The organism is Mesorhizobium sp. KR1-2, from assembly GCF_040045035.1.
In the GTDB taxonomy this organism is placed as follows: domain Bacteria; phylum Pseudomonadota; class Alphaproteobacteria; order Rhizobiales; family Rhizobiaceae; genus Pseudaminobacter.
Genome location: NZ_JBDZDS010000001.1, coordinates 870,748 through 884,980 on the forward strand (window position 1 = coordinate 870,748; position 14,233 = coordinate 884,980).

Consider the following 14,233-nt stretch of genomic DNA (forward strand, 5'->3'; position numbering starts at 1 on the left):
CCGTTCCACGTACCCGAACCTCTTCGGTTGACCGAATGTCGCCAGTATTAAGGCAAATACGACTGGTTTTCTGGCAATGACAGCAAGTAGTTAGAGCGGGTGTGCAAATGGGAATAGTTGCCGAACACCTCGAGGAACAAAGCCCTTAGCTTCTTCTTCGAGCATACTCCGACCAGCGCACGATCGGACCATGGATTGAGAGCATAAGCCCGAAAGAGGTTGGCGCGCATGTCGGGGATTTCACGACTGCCATTTCGCTGATGCGAAGCGATCAAGTCTATGCGAGAGCAAATACTGGGTTGTCTGAACGGCTCCTGCTATGTCAGCTTTCGGGAAGGAAACCCTGCTCGGGAGTGCCAGCGACGGGTCAACTCACGTCGATGCCCGCCCGGGGTCAGAAGGTCTGCTTCTGAAAATCCGTGCCTCGAAGTTGCCGGTCCATGGCGGCGGCAGAGCGGCAGGAGCGAACTCTCGGATATCCGTCGATTTCGGACAATAGCTTGCCTTGCCGAGCGCCCTTGACCACGCTGCAAGCCGATCTACATCACGACCCGGCTCGCCCTAATTGCGGGATGCCTTATCTTTCAGCATGTGCGCCTCTCTTGTCGGGGCTTTCGGAGGTTTTCAGATGTTGCCCGGGCATGATTTGCCGGGGCGCCAACATCTGTGATGGAGGCAGGTCATGCACAAAGCTCGGTTTTCCGACCGCAGGGATCGCGATCGCAAGCTCCAAGTCGACCGAAGAGTTTTGCTGGCAGGCTTTTGGATGATGCCGGTTCTGTCCGGGACGCTGCTCTCCAATATGGCAAGCGCCCAAAGCGCGGCAACGGGAAATGGGTTTTCATTCGCCGCGGTCGGCGACACGCGCCCGATGATGTATCTGCCGAACAAGGATGGCCAACCGGACCTCGTGAAGTTGTTCGTCGAGATGTTTGGACTGGTCTTGCCCGAAAAGGTCGCGGAAGCGGTCGTCAAGCGCGATGTGAAGATGACCTTCGACCCGGTGACCGGCCAGCTCATTCAGGTCGTCATGCCCTTTGAAAGCCGCAGCGAGGTCATGACGTTGAGCGTGGATCGAGGCTGGGTCACGGAAGCCTCGGTCGAGGACGTCAAACTGCTTCCCGGCGTGCATCGAACCATGTTCCGGCTGAGCGGCGGCGAATGGGTCAGCCGCGAGATCGTCAGAGACGTTCGATCCGGGCGTGCGAGGTTCGTGGTCAACAGCGGCGACGTTGTCTGGTGGGGAAATCAGGGGCTCACGGTCGAGCAGAGCCCCTATTGGCAGCGGGTGAACGATACGATGCTCAGGCAACTGCCGCCGCCTGATGATGAGATGCGCGCGGCGGGCCTCGAGGGACGTTGGTTCATCAGCGTGGGCAATCATGAAGTGTGGGGCGATCCGCAGATCGCCGGGGTCCTGTCCGCCGTGCCCTATTTGAAGGAACTGGGCGTGACGCCGGATCGGCTCATCTACAAGTTCGATTTCAAGAATGTTCGCTTCATTTTCCTGTGGAGCGGGAAGTACGACTATCGCTCCCCGTCGCTCTGGGATGCCGATCGGCCGAAATATGCCGCGCAGATGACGCAGCTCCAGCAGTGGCTGGACGACGCCAAGGCCAAAGGCATCCGCAAGGCATTCATCATCTTCCACTACCCGGTCTTCGCGCGCTCGGGCCTGGGCCCTATTCCTGAGCCCGACAATCCCCATAAGATCATCGCGTCTTACGCCAACGATATCGAACTGGTCGTATTCAACGGGCATGTCCACACGACCGAGCTCTACGAGGTTGACGGCGTGAAATACCTGATGCTTGGCGGCGGTGGCGCGGAGCAGGATCCCATCCTGCCGGGGCGGACGAACATAAAGGTGCCGGCGGACTATCCACTCGACTTGTATTGGAAAGGCCAGCCACCCAAAGAGGAATACAATTACGTCTTGGTCGATGTTGAACCGGGGCAGAAGACCAAATTCACACTCAATCGCTTCCGGCCGTGGGCGGCAGAACCGTTCGCCAGTGTGGATTTGTTTACCTAGCGAGTTGCGAGTGCAGATGGAGGTGACGAGCGCGCTGATGATCATTCATGGCCTGGTGGCGGTCGCGCTGCTTGGGGCGATCACTCATCAGACGCTGGCGGCATGGGCTCCGGCTGTCCCTCGCCAAAATTCCTTCTTCGCGCGCTTCCGGTCCATCCCTCCCGCGTCCTTCGCCAACGCCATCGTCGCTTTGTACCTTGCCGCCGCTTTGCTGGGCGCGAGCCTATATTTGTATTTCCGTGTCGATGTCAGGCCTGCACTGGAGCGCAGCGGACATTGGCAGGCTCTTGGGTTGTTCGACCTCAAGGAGCACTTCATTTCGATCGGATTGGGGATTTTGCCGGCCTATTGGCTCTTCTGGCGACGGCCAGCCGCAGAAGACACCCGCCGAATGCGTGCCATCTTGACCGCAATTCTTGCCTTCATCGTCTGGTGGGCCTTCTTGGTCGGCCATGTCATGAATGACATCATGGGCTTCAGTCAATGACGTCTGGTCTTACGTTTCGCAGATTCGTCTTGGCGTATGGCGCAACGTTCCCAGTCCTTTACGTGATCGCGCTGGCGAGAGACGTGGCGCTGTTCACGGTATACCCCTCGCTTGGCATCGTCCTTTTCGGCACGCACCATTCCCAGGATGTCGCGGATCCTGCCGTCGGTTTCTTGGCGCTGGCAATCTACTGGTACGGTTGGACCGCGACGGCGGCGACTGGCGCGCTCATAATAGGCCTCCTTACCGTGTCGCTTCCCGGCCGATCGACGCGGTTTTTCGGACAGGCATGGATTTGCCTGACGCCGGTGCTGGCAATTGTCGCATGTGTCTACCTCGCGCTCCCCTTCTTTCGGCTCTAGCCCCGGCGGCGGAGCCCGAAGCCGCTATTTCACGCTTCGCGAAATTCAGCCTCCGGATTTGGACGCTAAAGCCCGAACGACTTACTTGGCGTCGTGAGCGGAGCGACCACTTCAGCCAAATGCCTCCCGATAGCTGACGGTTGGCTTCCGGCCCACCATTCAGGTAGTTCAGCATTTGAGAACAAGTCTGGGCTCGTTCCGTGCCGAGAAGAAACCGCGGCCTGCTGATATTGACACGACAGACGCGCGCGATTCAGGTCGGTAGGTCGCCTTGAGCTTCGAAATGGGAGACGGTCCGAGCCATGCCGCTGGTCGGACAGATTGGCTCTGTCGATGGCTGGCCTCAACCAGCCATGAATGCCTTGTATCCGGTCAGGGCGAATTTGATCCCCATCGCTATCACGATCAAGCCCATGTATCGGGTCGCCATATCATGTGCCAGACTCGGCTTTTTGGGCTCTTTCGATCCGCGTGCAACAAGCATCAGCAGTACCCAGGTGATGACCAGGACCACGCATATTCCGGTTAGCGCTGGAAGAGGGATGCCTGCGCGCGAATGCGCCGCCGCGATGGTGATGACCCCGGTGATGGTGCCGGGGCTGGCCGCGAACAGGATCATCGGCGCCAGCGCCGCACCCGCAGCAGATGGATCGGGATTCTGAGTTGCGGGATCGGGCTCGTTGGCCGGCCTGGAGCCGGACAGCATGGTGAAACCGATGAAGGACAGGACGATCCCGCCAGCCACGGAAAACACATCCAGTGGTATGCCGAAGATGTCGAGTATTCGAGCGCCCGCAAGCGCCGCGATGATCAGGACCACGGCGATGGTCAGGATCGCCCTTGTCGCATCCGAAACGCGCCGCGCCCCCGTCCGCCCGGCGGTCAGGCCAGCGAACATCATCGCGCAGACCATGGGATTGACCAGCGAGAAGAGGGTGACGATGGCTTGCAGATGGTCTTCCATCGGGCGCTCTCATTTCTGAGCGGATCTGGACATTGGACATTTATGGCGGATGTCAAACGAAGCTATGCCGGCGAGCATGGATGCATCGTAATCAAAATGGATAGCTGAGCAAAATTCCCTGACAACCTTGGAGAAAGGGACCCGGATTGAGAACGCACCTCGGTGAGGTTGTCATTTCAGCACAAGATTGCGCACGATCTGTACCATAGCGCCGTCGCGAGCATCTCCTGTTCGTTTGCCGCTCGACGCTTGGAGCCAGGACTCATTCATGATGCGTCGAATTTCCTCGTCGGATTCGACCACGCCCGCAGCGTTGAAATCTTCGCGAATTTTGCTAGCCACGTCGCAGTAATCAAACGCGCGCATGCCGAGATCGGTCGAATAGGCGTCAGCGCTTTCGCCCACAAGCCCCAATTTTTCTGCCGCCCACATCCCAAGGAGCTTGTTACGGCGCACTATTCGCAGGGTGTTTTCGTCGAGGTTGGGCATTGGAAATGCACCTAGCTGGCTCGGCTCACGTCACAATCAGTCACGGCCGCCATCCAACTCATCATCGTCGAAGTCGTCGTCCGAGTCCACGAATTTCAGCCATAATGGTCGCGCGGTAGGTGGCAGGACACACGGTAAGACATACAACGGAACCCACGGCGTCACGCTCCCCGCCGGGCTCGCCGACTATGGCGACACTGCCGTTCGTTCCATCGAACTCTCTCAATCGTCGAATAGGCTCCATGTTCGGAAGGGGAGAGCCTCGGACATGACGTCTTATGATCCAAAACGTCCGCTTTTTGGCCTTCTACGCCAAAAGCTGCCAGTCCTCTGTCGGCTCCCAAACTGCCGGGCGGTATTGCGCCAATAACTGACGTGGTGAATTCGTCTCACCACTGACGCTGTCTTTCCTAGTTGGCCGCCTGTTCGCCGTTGGAGGCGAGTGCGATCCGGGCAATCTCCGCCAGTGTGGTGGTGGCGTAGATTTCCAGCAGCTTGGCTTCGGCGGCGGCGTGGGCCGCTTCGAGAACCGAATTTGACGCCCGCTCGACAGGGCAGGAGGGATGGTCGCTTGAAACTCCCGGCAACAGGATCGTTCCCTTGTGCAGGGCGCGCTGGACATCCAGGACGGTGATGTCGTCCAATGTCCTGGACATCCTCCAACCGCCACCGCGGCCGCCTTCGGACTCGACGATCCCGTGGTCACGCAACGCGCCCAGCGTCCGGCGGACAACAACCGGATTGGTGTTGAGCATCTGCGCGATCCGCTCGGATGTTTCCTTGCCGCCGAGCAACGCCATGTGGACGAGCACATGCAGCATCCGCGCCAACCGACCGTCGCTTCTCATTCTCAGGCCTTTCCGCAACAACTAAAGTTACGCGATCTTGACTTTCGTCCTTTTCCGTAACATGCATTGTTACACATGGAAAGGAACATCCATGCGGCGTCGCCAATTTCTGTTCGCTGCGGCGGCTTTGGCCCTTTCCGCCCCACAGGTCGGCGCCTTTCCTCAGGAGACCGTCATGAACGAAAAGATTATCCAGACGCGGACGCTCGCCATGAGCGTCCTAGACGAGGGGGCTGGCCCTCTGGTGTTGCTCTGCCACGGCTTTCCGGAAACGAAACAGGCATGGCGACACCAGATCGCCGCTCTCGCAGCGGCGGGCTACCGCGCCGTCGCGCCGGACATGCGAGGCTACGGCAAGACGGATGTCCCGGCACATGTCGACCAATATACGGTCTATCACGGCGTCGGCGACATGATTGCGCTCCTGGACACCTTGGGCGAGGAAAGGGCCGTCATTGTCGGGCATGACTGGGGAGCCACGATCGCCTGGCAGGCAGCACTGCTCCGCCCCGACCGATTTCGGGCTGTCGCAGCGCTAAGCGTGCCGATGATGGGCCAGCCTCCGGTGCCGCCGACGAAACTCTTCCCCCAGACCGACGCGGCGCTGTTCTACGCCCTGTACTTCCAGGCACCCGGGGTCGCGGAGGCCGAGTTCGAGGCCGACCCGCGCCGCACGCTGCGGAAACTGCTCTTTGCCGCCAGCGGCGAGGCGGGACAGCGGAAGCCCGGAGACGGAACGCCCAATCCTTTCGGCATGGTCAACCGCAGCACAGGATTGCTGGCGAGCCTGCCCGATCCGGCAGCGCTGCCCGGCTGGCTCCCGGCGGCAGACTTCGATCGCCTCGTGGATGCCTTCCGGATGTCGGGCTTCAGCGGCGGCCTGAACTATTACCGCAATTTGGATCGAAACTGGGAGCTTCAACAGGCCATGGCCGGGGCGAAGATCGCCATTCCGGCCCTGTTCTTGATCGGCGAGCGCGACACCGGCCTGGAAATTCCCGGCATGGACCAGATCATCGCGGCCATGCCCAGCCTTGTTCCGCACCTGCGCGGAACGCACATCCTGCCTGGCGCGGGGCACTGGCTGCCGCAGGAGCGGCCGTCGGAGGTTTCCGAGATCATCACGGAGTTCTTGGGCCAACTCGGAAACGGCGAGGGGCTGCGATAGCCTCCGGCACGGCAGTGGGATTTTTCAAGAAATAGGCGCTGCGGTTCACTATTGTCCGCCGCGCCAAGCGGTCAAGGATCATGAGTCTCGCGTCCAGACATCCGAGACGATGATCGATATCGCAACCACTCGCCTCATGCTCAATCGGCTCGCTAGACGTTAATTCTCGAACGCCCTCTGCAGGCTTCAAAGAACCGCCGGGCCGTCAAGGTGGCCCGGCAAATCCGGAAAGGGGAGGGCGGTCAGTTGGGCTGCTGGATGGCGGAGAGCTTCCAGTCGCCGCCGTTCTCGCGCACGAAGGTCCAGATCTCAGTGGTCTGGCTGGGCGCATCGGCGTCGCCTTCGACGATCTTGCCGGTGGCGCGGTCGCGCATCACGTCCAGCGCCTCGTAGCGCAGCGCCGCCGTCGCGTAATCGCGCGCACCTTCGCTCCAACTTTCGGCAATGTCGGCTTCCAGAAGCTTGACGTCGCTAACCTCGTTGTGCAGGCCCCTATGGGCATTTTGCGCCAGCTCTTCCGACAGGTAAGAGACCATTTCCGGGGTCACAAGCTGGCGCAGCGCGTCATGGTCCTCACGGGCAAAGGCGTTTTGCACTTCGCTCAGTAGAGCCTCGAAGCGGCTGAGATCGGCCTGTTCGAGAGCCAAACCGGATGAGAGCGGCTGAGACCGGGGAGCGTCGGCCGGGCTGCCAAAGCTGGGAATGGTGAAGCCGCCGGCCTTGCCCATGCCCGAATGCGCTTCGGAGCCGGTGTCACGGGGTGCGTTTCCGGCGCCGGCCATGGCCGGTTGCTGCGTCTTTTGACCGCGGAAGAAGCGCAGCGCCAGCATGACGACGGCGGCGATCAGCAGACCTTGCAGCAAGAGGCCGAGGAAGCCGGCCAGACCGCCGAGGCCCTGTCCGAGCAGCAGACCAATGAGGCCACCAAGCAACAGGCCGCGCAGCAGCGAGCCGCCGAGCCCATTCATGAAGCCCGACCTTTGCTGGGCGGCGGATGGCTGGCGGGCGGCGTTGGGAGCGGTGTTCGGCGTCATTGACCGCTTCACCGGCGCAGCCTGGCTCGGCGCGGTACGGGTGGCTGGCACGTTCTGATGAGTGCGGGCGCCGCGGCTGCCGAAACTGCCGCCGCGCCGTGCCTCGGCATAGTCCAGCGAGACCATGGAGAAGGCCACGATCAGGCCCGTGAACATGGCAAGGATCTTGGCGCGACGTGACCTGGACATAACTGGTCTCTCCCGGATGCGTGCGGTCGCCCCCAGGCTCGGCGTCACGCCATGGCGGCGTTGACGAGCGGATGCGGTGGCTGCCCGGAATGGCCCGGACGGTGGCTCATGTAGAAGCCGGGAAGTCGGCGCACAAGACCCGAGGCGCAGTCTTCCCACTTTATGTCTGGCAGGGCAGGCCGTGCCTTTGCCCGTTCAGGCCGGATGCTGCCGGACGCTCAGTCCGCCATCCACGGCAGGCAGGTGGCATTCATGAACGGGCATTCGTGGGAGACTCGCTGAATGTCTGTTGCTGCGATCCGGACGCCAGAAGCTGCCGGTCCGGTAACGTGCCCCAAAACCTGCCAGTCAGCTACGCGCCCGATATGGGCCATAGAGGCAATTCTTGCCTCCGCCCGGAAGCAGACATCGCGGGTGACCATACTGGCCGGCTGCGATACAGGTCCGCCCGCTTGGCAGCGATCGCTGTCACCAGCAGAACACGTCCCCAATGGCGCTCGCGCATGCCAGGCAGAGCTGCGCCAATGCGTCCGACCCTTTGACGACCTTCGGCGTATGCAAAACGCCCCCCCGCAGGTGAGACGGGTCTTCGACGCCTCGGCACTCGATACGGATCTTGGAAATGGAGTAGTCTACCTCTGCTTGCGTCGATTTCGGCTGGCGGAACAAATGCGATTCCAACCCGCAAGTTATCTGTTTGCGGCGCGTGCCCTGCGTGACTTCGGTGACGCCTTCGTGGCGGTGTTGTTGCCGGTCTATCTGCTCGCTCTCGGCTTCACGCCGCTGCAAGTCGGGGTTGTTGCGACCGCATCGCTTCTGGGATCGGCATCGCTCACCATTGGCATTGGTTTCCTCGGCGCGCGCCACGATCATCGCCGGCTTTTGCTTGCCGCCGCCGGCCTGATGTGTGCAACCGGCGCGGCGTTCGTTTTCCTTCATGATTATGCGCTGCTTTTGCTCGTTGCGTTCGCCGGCACGATCAACCCATCCGCCGGCAGCGTCAGCATTTTTGTGCCATTGGAACACGCCGTGCTCGCGCGCGAAGTTGCAGCCTCTGCCCGCACCAGGATGTTCGCACGCTACAGCTTCGTGGGAGCCATCGCCGCGGCGTTTGGTGGCCTTGCAGCGGCAATTCCGGATCATCTGGCGATGTTCGGTCTCGATCGCCTCGGCGGCATAAGGGTCATGTTCGTCCTTTATGCGTTGCTGGGCGTGCTGGGAGGCAGCCTTTACGCTCGCATCCCCGCGCGTGAAACAGTCCCGAAAACCAAGCCAACGGCCGCGCTTGGGCCCTCTCGTCACGTTGTCTTCAAGCTGGCAGCACTGTTCAGCCTCGACGCGTTCGCCGGTGGCTTCGTCGTTCAGTCCCTGCTGGCTTTGTGGCTGTTCGAGCGGTTCAACCTGTCGCTCTCCCAGGCGGCCACGTTCTTCTTCTGGTCCGGCCTGCTCTCGGCGGCCTCCTATCTGGTCGCCGCACGGCTATCGCGACGCATAGGGCTCATCAACACGATGGTGTTTACGCACATCCCATCCAGCGTCGCCTTGATGCTGGCCGCTGTTGCACCGACGTTGCCTGTGGCGCTCGCTTTGCTGCTGCTACGGGCAGCGTTGTCGCAGATGGATGTGCCGACGCGCTCGTCCTATGTCATGGCGGTCGTGACCGAGCCCGAGCGTGCCGCCGCAGCCAGCTTTACGTCGGTGCCCCGCAGTCTCGCCGCGGCGATCAGTCCGACATTTGCAGGGCTGCTATTTGCCGCCTCCCTCCAAGCGTGGCCGCTCTTCATCTGTGGAGCGCTGAAGATCAGCTACGATCTGTTGGTCCTGGCTCAGTTTCGTCACGTCAAGCCACCTGAAGAGCAGACTTAGCTCGAGGCAGGGTCGAACAGGCGGCTTAAAAAAATCTGGGATTGTTCGGGAACTTTTACCCCCTTCCGGTGTTCTTCCCAGTTAACGGTCAAGTCCCAGCCCCACATCGATGGTCCGGGTTTGAAGGCGTGACGCGCCTCGAAGCGACGACTCAAATTTGACCGTTTTCGATCTGCAACACAGCTTTGGAAGGAGCGAAGAGATGAAACACCTATTCGTCTCTCTCACCGCCGGCCTATGCTTGGTACTTCTGCCAACCGGGGCCGCATTTGCTACGGGCCAACCCGGCGCTGGCGCGGGCTTGGCGTGCACGGTTAGTACCGCTGCCCTCGACACCCCCGGCAACGCGGCTAACGCGGGTAACCCGGCAGGCACCAATGGTTCGCCGTTCAACCAGTCAGTAACGAAGGGATATGCCGGAAACCCAGGCAACCCAACTACAACGAACGGGCAAGCAAGTGCCAATGCGGTTTCCCAGTACGACGTTGCTTGCCGGAACGCCACGACAAGGGAGATGAAGCAGATGCCATAGTAGGCGCATCTGCGCCTACTAAAACACGTGATCGGTTTGAATCGACCGACTCGTTCCGGCGTGCAGGGTTATTTGGAGTTTTGGGCAAAACGCCGGACACTGGAATAGAATGACAGTTGCATGCGTCTCGTCGTTGTGGCCGGCTTCCTTTGTGCGGTGGCGGTCGGCTTAGGCTACACCTACAGTCAAGAGCGCACGATCCCGATCTTCCTCACAGCCCCGGTCGAGCGCGGTCACATTTCTACTCTGGTGAAGGCAAATGGGACCGTCGAGGCCGCCGCGAGCGTTGACGTCAGCTCACAACTGTCCGGCCAGATTGCGGCGGTGTTCGTCAATTTCAATGATGCTGTAAAGGCTGGTCAGCCGATCGCCCAGATCGATCCGGAGATCTTTGTCGCCCGGGTCAATGAGGGGAAGGCCGCCCTGGGCGTGGCAAGGGCTGCCGCCCAAACCGCAAGGGCGGCGCTGGAAAGAGCGAAGGTCGCGGTGACGAATGCGCAGACCGCCAAGGAATTGGCGGAGGCTCAATCGGCGGCAATCAAGTCCAGGCAGGATGAAGCGGAGCGAGATCTCGTGCGAAAGGTTCAATTGGCACGCACCGGCAGCGGGACCGAGCGCGACCTAAGCCAGGCCAGAGCTATGCGTGACTCAGGGGCCGCCGACCTGCGCGCCTCCGTGGATCAGGTTCAGATGAAGGCGGAGGCCATTGCGATGGCCGAAGCAGAAAAGCTGATGGCCGAGGCCGAAATCGAGAATGCTCAGGCTGTTGTCGAACAGAGGCAGGCGACTCTGGACCAGGCGCGACTTGATCTGGATCGCACCGTACTGCGCGCTCCGATTAACGGGATCATCATCAGCCGGGATGTCAATCCAGGACAGACGGTCGCCGTCAGCCTGGAAGCCAAAACACTGTTCAAGATCGCGAACGATCTGCGACAGATGGAGGTCCACGGAAAGATCGATGAGGCCGATATTGGACAACTGCATATTGGCCAGGCGGTCCTGTTCAGAGTGGACGCCTACCCCGATCGAACCTTCGACGGGCGGATTCTGCAGATCCGCAAGGCGCCCGAGGTCGTGCAAAACGTCGTGACTTATACCACCATCGTTTCCGCCCCCAATCCGGACCTTCTGTTGATGCCGGGAATGACTGCGCAGCTTCAAATCGTTGTCAGTGATACCGGCGAGATCCTCAAAATTCCCAGCCAAGCGCTGCGCTTCCGGCCGAGCGGCGCCGAATCCCCGCCCGGTCACCTGAGCACCTCCTCTGGGGCGGCTGCGACGGTGTGGGTGGTCGGCGGTGACGGGCAACCAAGCCCGATCGCCGTCAAGCTCGGGGCGAGCGACGACAGCGGCGCAGAGCTGCTTGAGGGACCGCTTACAGTGGGCCAGCAAGTAATCGTCGGGGTTGCCAATTCACAGAGCCAGAAGGGCTACTTCGGCATTCGCCTGGGTTTTTGAGATGCAACCCCTCCTCCAGACCGTAGGAATCTCAAAATCCTACCCTTCCGGCGAGACCATCATTCGGGCGGTATCCGGCGTGTCGCTGTTGATCAACCACGGCGAATTTGTTGCGATCCGCGGCCGCTCGGGTTCGGGCAAGTCGACCTTGCTGAACCTCCTGGGTCTTTTGGAGCGGCCGGATTCCGGCGAATATTCGCTGCAGGGTCAGGCGGTTGCAGAGCTTAGCGAGGACAAGCGCGCCGCCCTCAGGCGCCAAGCCATCGGCTTCATATTCCAATTGCCGGTCCTACTGCCGCGAGCAACCGCGCTGGAAAATGTCGAACTGCCGCTCATCTATGCGGGTGTTCCTCGCTCAAAGCGGCGTCGCAGGGCCAAGGATGCGCTTGACCGCGTAGGCCTTGCCAACCGCGGTCACCATTGGCCGAGTCAACTCTCGGGAGGAGAGCAGCAGCGGGTCGTCATTGCCCGGGCAATCGTGAATGATCCTGTTCTGATCCTGGCCGACGAGCCGACGGGCGCGCTGGACAGTCGCACCAGCGACGAGATTCTGTCCCTGTTCGAGGGCCTTCACCGTGATGGTCGCACGATCATCATGGTTACGCATGCCACCAATGTCGCCGATCGGGCGCAATGCCAGATCACCTTACACGATGGACGGATTCTTAAAGTTGAAGGGACATCAGCTCAGAACTCGCTTGCGGACTTCCCGGAATGAGCCCTTTGGAGAGCATGCGAATCGCCACTCGAGCGCTTGGCGCAAATAAACTGCGGAGCGCCTTGACCGTGCTGGGGATCGTCGTTGGCGTCGCCGCTGTGGTCTGCATGATATCGATCGGAGCGGGCGCTCAGGCGGAGGTCTCGGAGAAGATCCGCACGCTTGGTGCCAATCTCCTGCTGGTCTTGCCCGGAGCCCAGAATTCCAATGGGGCCAAGCTCCAAGCCGGAACACAGCCCACACTGACGGAAGAGGACGCGGCAGCCATTCGCCGCGAACTGGCGGACGTACAGGTGGCCGCCCCGCTGTTATCGCGCCCCATGCCCCTGGTCGCCGCAAACAAGAACTGGGTGACGCTGGTCGCCGGGATCAACGCCGACTACCTGGTGGCGCGCGAGTGGCAAGTTGTCGACGGTCGATCCTTCACAGACGAAGAGGTCGCATCTGGAGCCAAAGTGGCCATTGTCGGGTCGGTTATTGTCGAGGAACTCTTCGACGGACGCGCCGGCGTCGGTGAAACGCTTCGGATTGGCAACGTACCGTTCACCGTGATCGGTGTGCTCGACAAAAAGGGATTGGGGGCGGCAGGCCGAAGTCAAGACGATGTCGTGTTCATTCCGCTGTTGACAGCGAAAAGCCGCGTGGTCGGGGCCGTGCGTGGCACAACCCGCGAGGCGTTGGATTTCGTCTCGGTCAAGGTGTCGGATGCGGCCGCGATGTCGGAGACGCAACAAGAGATCGAAGCGTTGCTCCGGCAACGACACCGCATTCGCGGGGATGCTCCCAGCGACTTCAGAATCGAGAATCCGGCGGATGTCCTCACTGCACGTGGGGCCGCAGTGCGGCTCCTCGGCATTCTGTTGATTGCGGTGGCATCAGTCTCGCTGGTCGTTGGCGGCATCAGTGTCATGAACATCATGCTGGTTTCTGTGACCGAACGGACCCGCGAAATAGGTTTGCGCATGGCTGTCGGGGCTAGTCGCCGCGATATCCGATGGCAGTTCCTGATCGAGGCCTTGATCCTGGCACTGCTGGGCGGGCTTGTCGGGGCGGTGCTCGGAGCGGCGGCGGCGGTTGCAATCGCATGGGAGGCTGGCTGGCCGATCCTGATCAGCCCCTGGGCCGTTGTCCTGGCTTGTGGATTTTCGGGGCTCATTGGGATTTCATTTGGCGTCTATCCGGCCCATCGGGCCGCACGGCTCGATCCGATTGAGGCATTGCGCTTCGCTTAGTCACTTGCCGGCAGTGGATGTCACGGCGGCGGCCGGAACCATCCGGCCGGTGAGCGTATTTCCTCTTACCCCTGCAAGTTGGCCAAAAGCACAATCATGACCGCGCTGGCGTCTGTGGCGATAGTCACGGTATCCGTTCTGGGAAGTCGCCTATGCTCGGCGCCCGGGAGGTTCGCGCCTCCTGCGTCCTCGGCGCGTGACAAGCTGAACGAGATCAGAGAGCGTGCTCCATCCGAACGTAGCGGCGCAGGAGGTCGCGGACCTTCACCGCAAGCTGGATCTGGTTGATTTGGAGGCCAAAACGGAAAAGGAGTGCGCTTTCTCCGACTCGCGTCGTCCCTCAGTTCGACTTCATCGCCGATACTGTTGCCCGGCTCCAGGCAAATGGCACGACCAATACGCCCAACAACGCGAACGCTGCCAACAGCGCCCATGCATCATGGCGCGAGGCACGAGTAGCGGTGCTCGATCCCAGACTTGTCGGCCATGCGCTGGAACAGCAGCGAGTTGCGCCGGTCATCATGAAGCATCGACTGTGCGAAGCGGCGAAAGACGTCGTGAACGTTCTTTGGCGGCTTCCCTGGCATGCGCGGCTTTGGCGGCTTCCATCGCTTCGGCGGCTTCCATGGTATGCACGGATTCCGCAGTTTCCACGGCTTCCGTGATGGCCGCTTCTTCCACCGTCGTTTCTTCAACGGCAGCGGCAACGCGTTCTTCTTCGGTCGAGGCCTGCCGTTGTTGTATTACTGCAACCCCTACTATGCCACCGGCTACTACGGCTACTACGGCGCCTGCTATCCGGGATATTATCCGGGGTATTAATTGCGCCGGATAAGGTCGGCCGCACC

The 14,233-nt window shown here is 61.0% G+C and carries 13 protein-coding genes; 8 read left to right on the top strand and 5 right to left on the bottom strand.

The window, feature by feature from the left end:
- Positions 1-682: 682 nt before the first annotated feature.
- The 3 genes from ABLE85_RS04140 (at position 683) to ABLE85_RS04150 (ending at position 2,884) form a co-directional block, all read left to right on the top strand.
- On the top strand, positions 683-2,035 hold the full coding sequence (locus ABLE85_RS04140) for a metallophosphoesterase (protein WP_348791399.1): 1,353 nt from the start codon (positions 683-685) through the stop codon (positions 2,033-2,035).
- 10 nt (positions 2,036-2,045) lie between these two features.
- On the top strand, positions 2,046-2,522 hold the full coding sequence (locus ABLE85_RS04145) for a hypothetical protein (RefSeq protein ID WP_348791400.1): 477 nt from the start codon (positions 2,046-2,048) through the stop codon (positions 2,520-2,522).
- 83 nt (positions 2,523-2,605) lie between these two features.
- Positions 2,606-2,884: a hypothetical protein gene (locus tag ABLE85_RS04150; RefSeq protein ID WP_348791401.1), complete on the top strand. Its 279-nt coding sequence runs from the start codon at positions 2,606-2,608 to the stop codon at positions 2,882-2,884.
- 343 nt (positions 2,885-3,227) lie between these two features.
- On the opposite strand, the gene ABLE85_RS04155 is transcribed toward ABLE85_RS04150, so the two are convergent.
- The 3 genes from ABLE85_RS04155 to ABLE85_RS04165 all read right to left on the bottom strand — a co-directional run bounded on the left by ABLE85_RS04155 (position 3,228) and on the right by ABLE85_RS04165 (position 5,185).
- Positions 3,228-3,848 (bottom strand): MarC family protein, encoded by a 621-nt coding sequence (locus tag ABLE85_RS04155; RefSeq protein ID WP_348791402.1) that lies wholly within the window; start codon positions 3,846-3,848, stop codon positions 3,228-3,230.
- 171 nt (positions 3,849-4,019) lie between these two features.
- Entirely contained in the window at positions 4,020-4,337 is a 318-nt protein-coding gene (locus ABLE85_RS04160) for an ATPase inhibitor subunit zeta (RefSeq protein ID WP_348791403.1), read from the bottom strand.
- Between the two features lie 410 nt (positions 4,338-4,747).
- Positions 4,748-5,185, bottom strand: coding sequence for an Rrf2 family transcriptional regulator (locus ABLE85_RS04165; RefSeq protein WP_348791404.1), 438 nt, complete (start codon positions 5,183-5,185; stop codon positions 4,748-4,750).
- Between the two features lie 175 nt (positions 5,186-5,360).
- Here ABLE85_RS04165 and ABLE85_RS04170 point away from each other — a divergent pair, with 175 nt between their 5' ends.
- Positions 5,361-6,353 carry an alpha/beta hydrolase gene (locus tag ABLE85_RS04170; protein WP_348791405.1) on the top strand — a complete coding sequence of 331 codons (993 nt, stop codon included), beginning with the start codon at positions 5,361-5,363 and terminating at the stop codon, positions 6,351-6,353.
- Between the two features lie 242 nt (positions 6,354-6,595).
- Here the strand turns inward: ABLE85_RS04170 and ABLE85_RS04175 are convergent, their stop codons facing one another.
- A complete protein-coding gene (locus tag ABLE85_RS04175) occupies positions 6,596-7,576 on the bottom strand; it encodes a Tim44 domain-containing protein (protein ID WP_348791406.1) in 981 nt (326 codons plus the stop codon).
- A 669-nt stretch (positions 7,577-8,245) separates the two neighbouring features.
- Between ABLE85_RS04175 and ABLE85_RS04180 the strand changes: the two genes are divergently transcribed.
- The 4 genes from ABLE85_RS04180 (at position 8,246) to ABLE85_RS04195 (ending at position 13,385) form a co-directional block, all read left to right on the top strand.
- A complete protein-coding gene (locus ABLE85_RS04180) occupies positions 8,246-9,442 on the top strand; it encodes an MFS transporter (RefSeq protein WP_348791407.1) in 1,197 nt (398 codons plus the stop codon).
- A 652-nt stretch (positions 9,443-10,094) separates the two neighbouring features.
- Positions 10,095-11,435 carry an efflux RND transporter periplasmic adaptor subunit gene (locus tag ABLE85_RS04185; protein WP_348791408.1) on the top strand — a complete coding sequence of 447 codons (1,341 nt, stop codon included), beginning with the start codon at positions 10,095-10,097 and terminating at the stop codon, positions 11,433-11,435.
- Position 11,436: 1 nt separating this feature from the next.
- Entirely contained in the window at positions 11,437-12,153 is a 717-nt protein-coding gene (locus ABLE85_RS04190) for an ABC transporter ATP-binding protein (protein ID WP_348791409.1), read from the top strand.
- A 68-nt stretch (positions 12,154-12,221) separates the two neighbouring features.
- Positions 12,222-13,385 carry an ABC transporter permease gene (locus ABLE85_RS04195; protein ID WP_348791410.1) on the top strand — a complete coding sequence of 388 codons (1,164 nt, stop codon included), beginning with the start codon at positions 12,222-12,224 and terminating at the stop codon, positions 13,383-13,385.
- Between the two features lie 519 nt (positions 13,386-13,904).
- Here ABLE85_RS04195 and ABLE85_RS04200 read toward each other — a convergent pair.
- On the bottom strand, positions 13,905-14,233 hold a 329-nt coding region (locus tag ABLE85_RS04200; protein WP_348791411.1), incomplete at its 5' end, for a hypothetical protein.

Coding starts and splice junctions, on each gene's coding strand:
- ABLE85_RS04140 (WP_348791399.1), top strand. CDS start 683: ATGCACAAAGCTCGGTTTTCCGACCGCAGGGATCGCGATCGCAAGCTC.
- ABLE85_RS04155 (WP_348791402.1), bottom strand. CDS start 3,848: ATGGAAGACCATCTGCAAGCCATCGTCACCCTCTTCTCGCTGGTCAAT.
- ABLE85_RS04160 (WP_348791403.1), bottom strand. CDS start 4,337: ATGCCCAACCTCGACGAAAACACCCTGCGAATAGTGCGCCGTAACAAG.
- ABLE85_RS04165 (WP_348791404.1), bottom strand. CDS start 5,185: ATGAGAAGCGACGGTCGGTTGGCGCGGATGCTGCATGTGCTCGTCCAC.
- ABLE85_RS04170 (WP_348791405.1), top strand. CDS start 5,361: ATGAACGAAAAGATTATCCAGACGCGGACGCTCGCCATGAGCGTCCTA.
- ABLE85_RS04175 (WP_348791406.1), bottom strand. CDS start 7,576: ATGTCCAGGTCACGTCGCGCCAAGATCCTTGCCATGTTCACGGGCCTG.
- ABLE85_RS04180 (WP_348791407.1), top strand. CDS start 8,246: ATGCGATTCCAACCCGCAAGTTATCTGTTTGCGGCGCGTGCCCTGCGT.
- ABLE85_RS04185 (WP_348791408.1), top strand. CDS start 10,095: ATGCGTCTCGTCGTTGTGGCCGGCTTCCTTTGTGCGGTGGCGGTCGGC.
- ABLE85_RS04190 (WP_348791409.1), top strand. CDS start 11,437: ATGCAACCCCTCCTCCAGACCGTAGGAATCTCAAAATCCTACCCTTCC.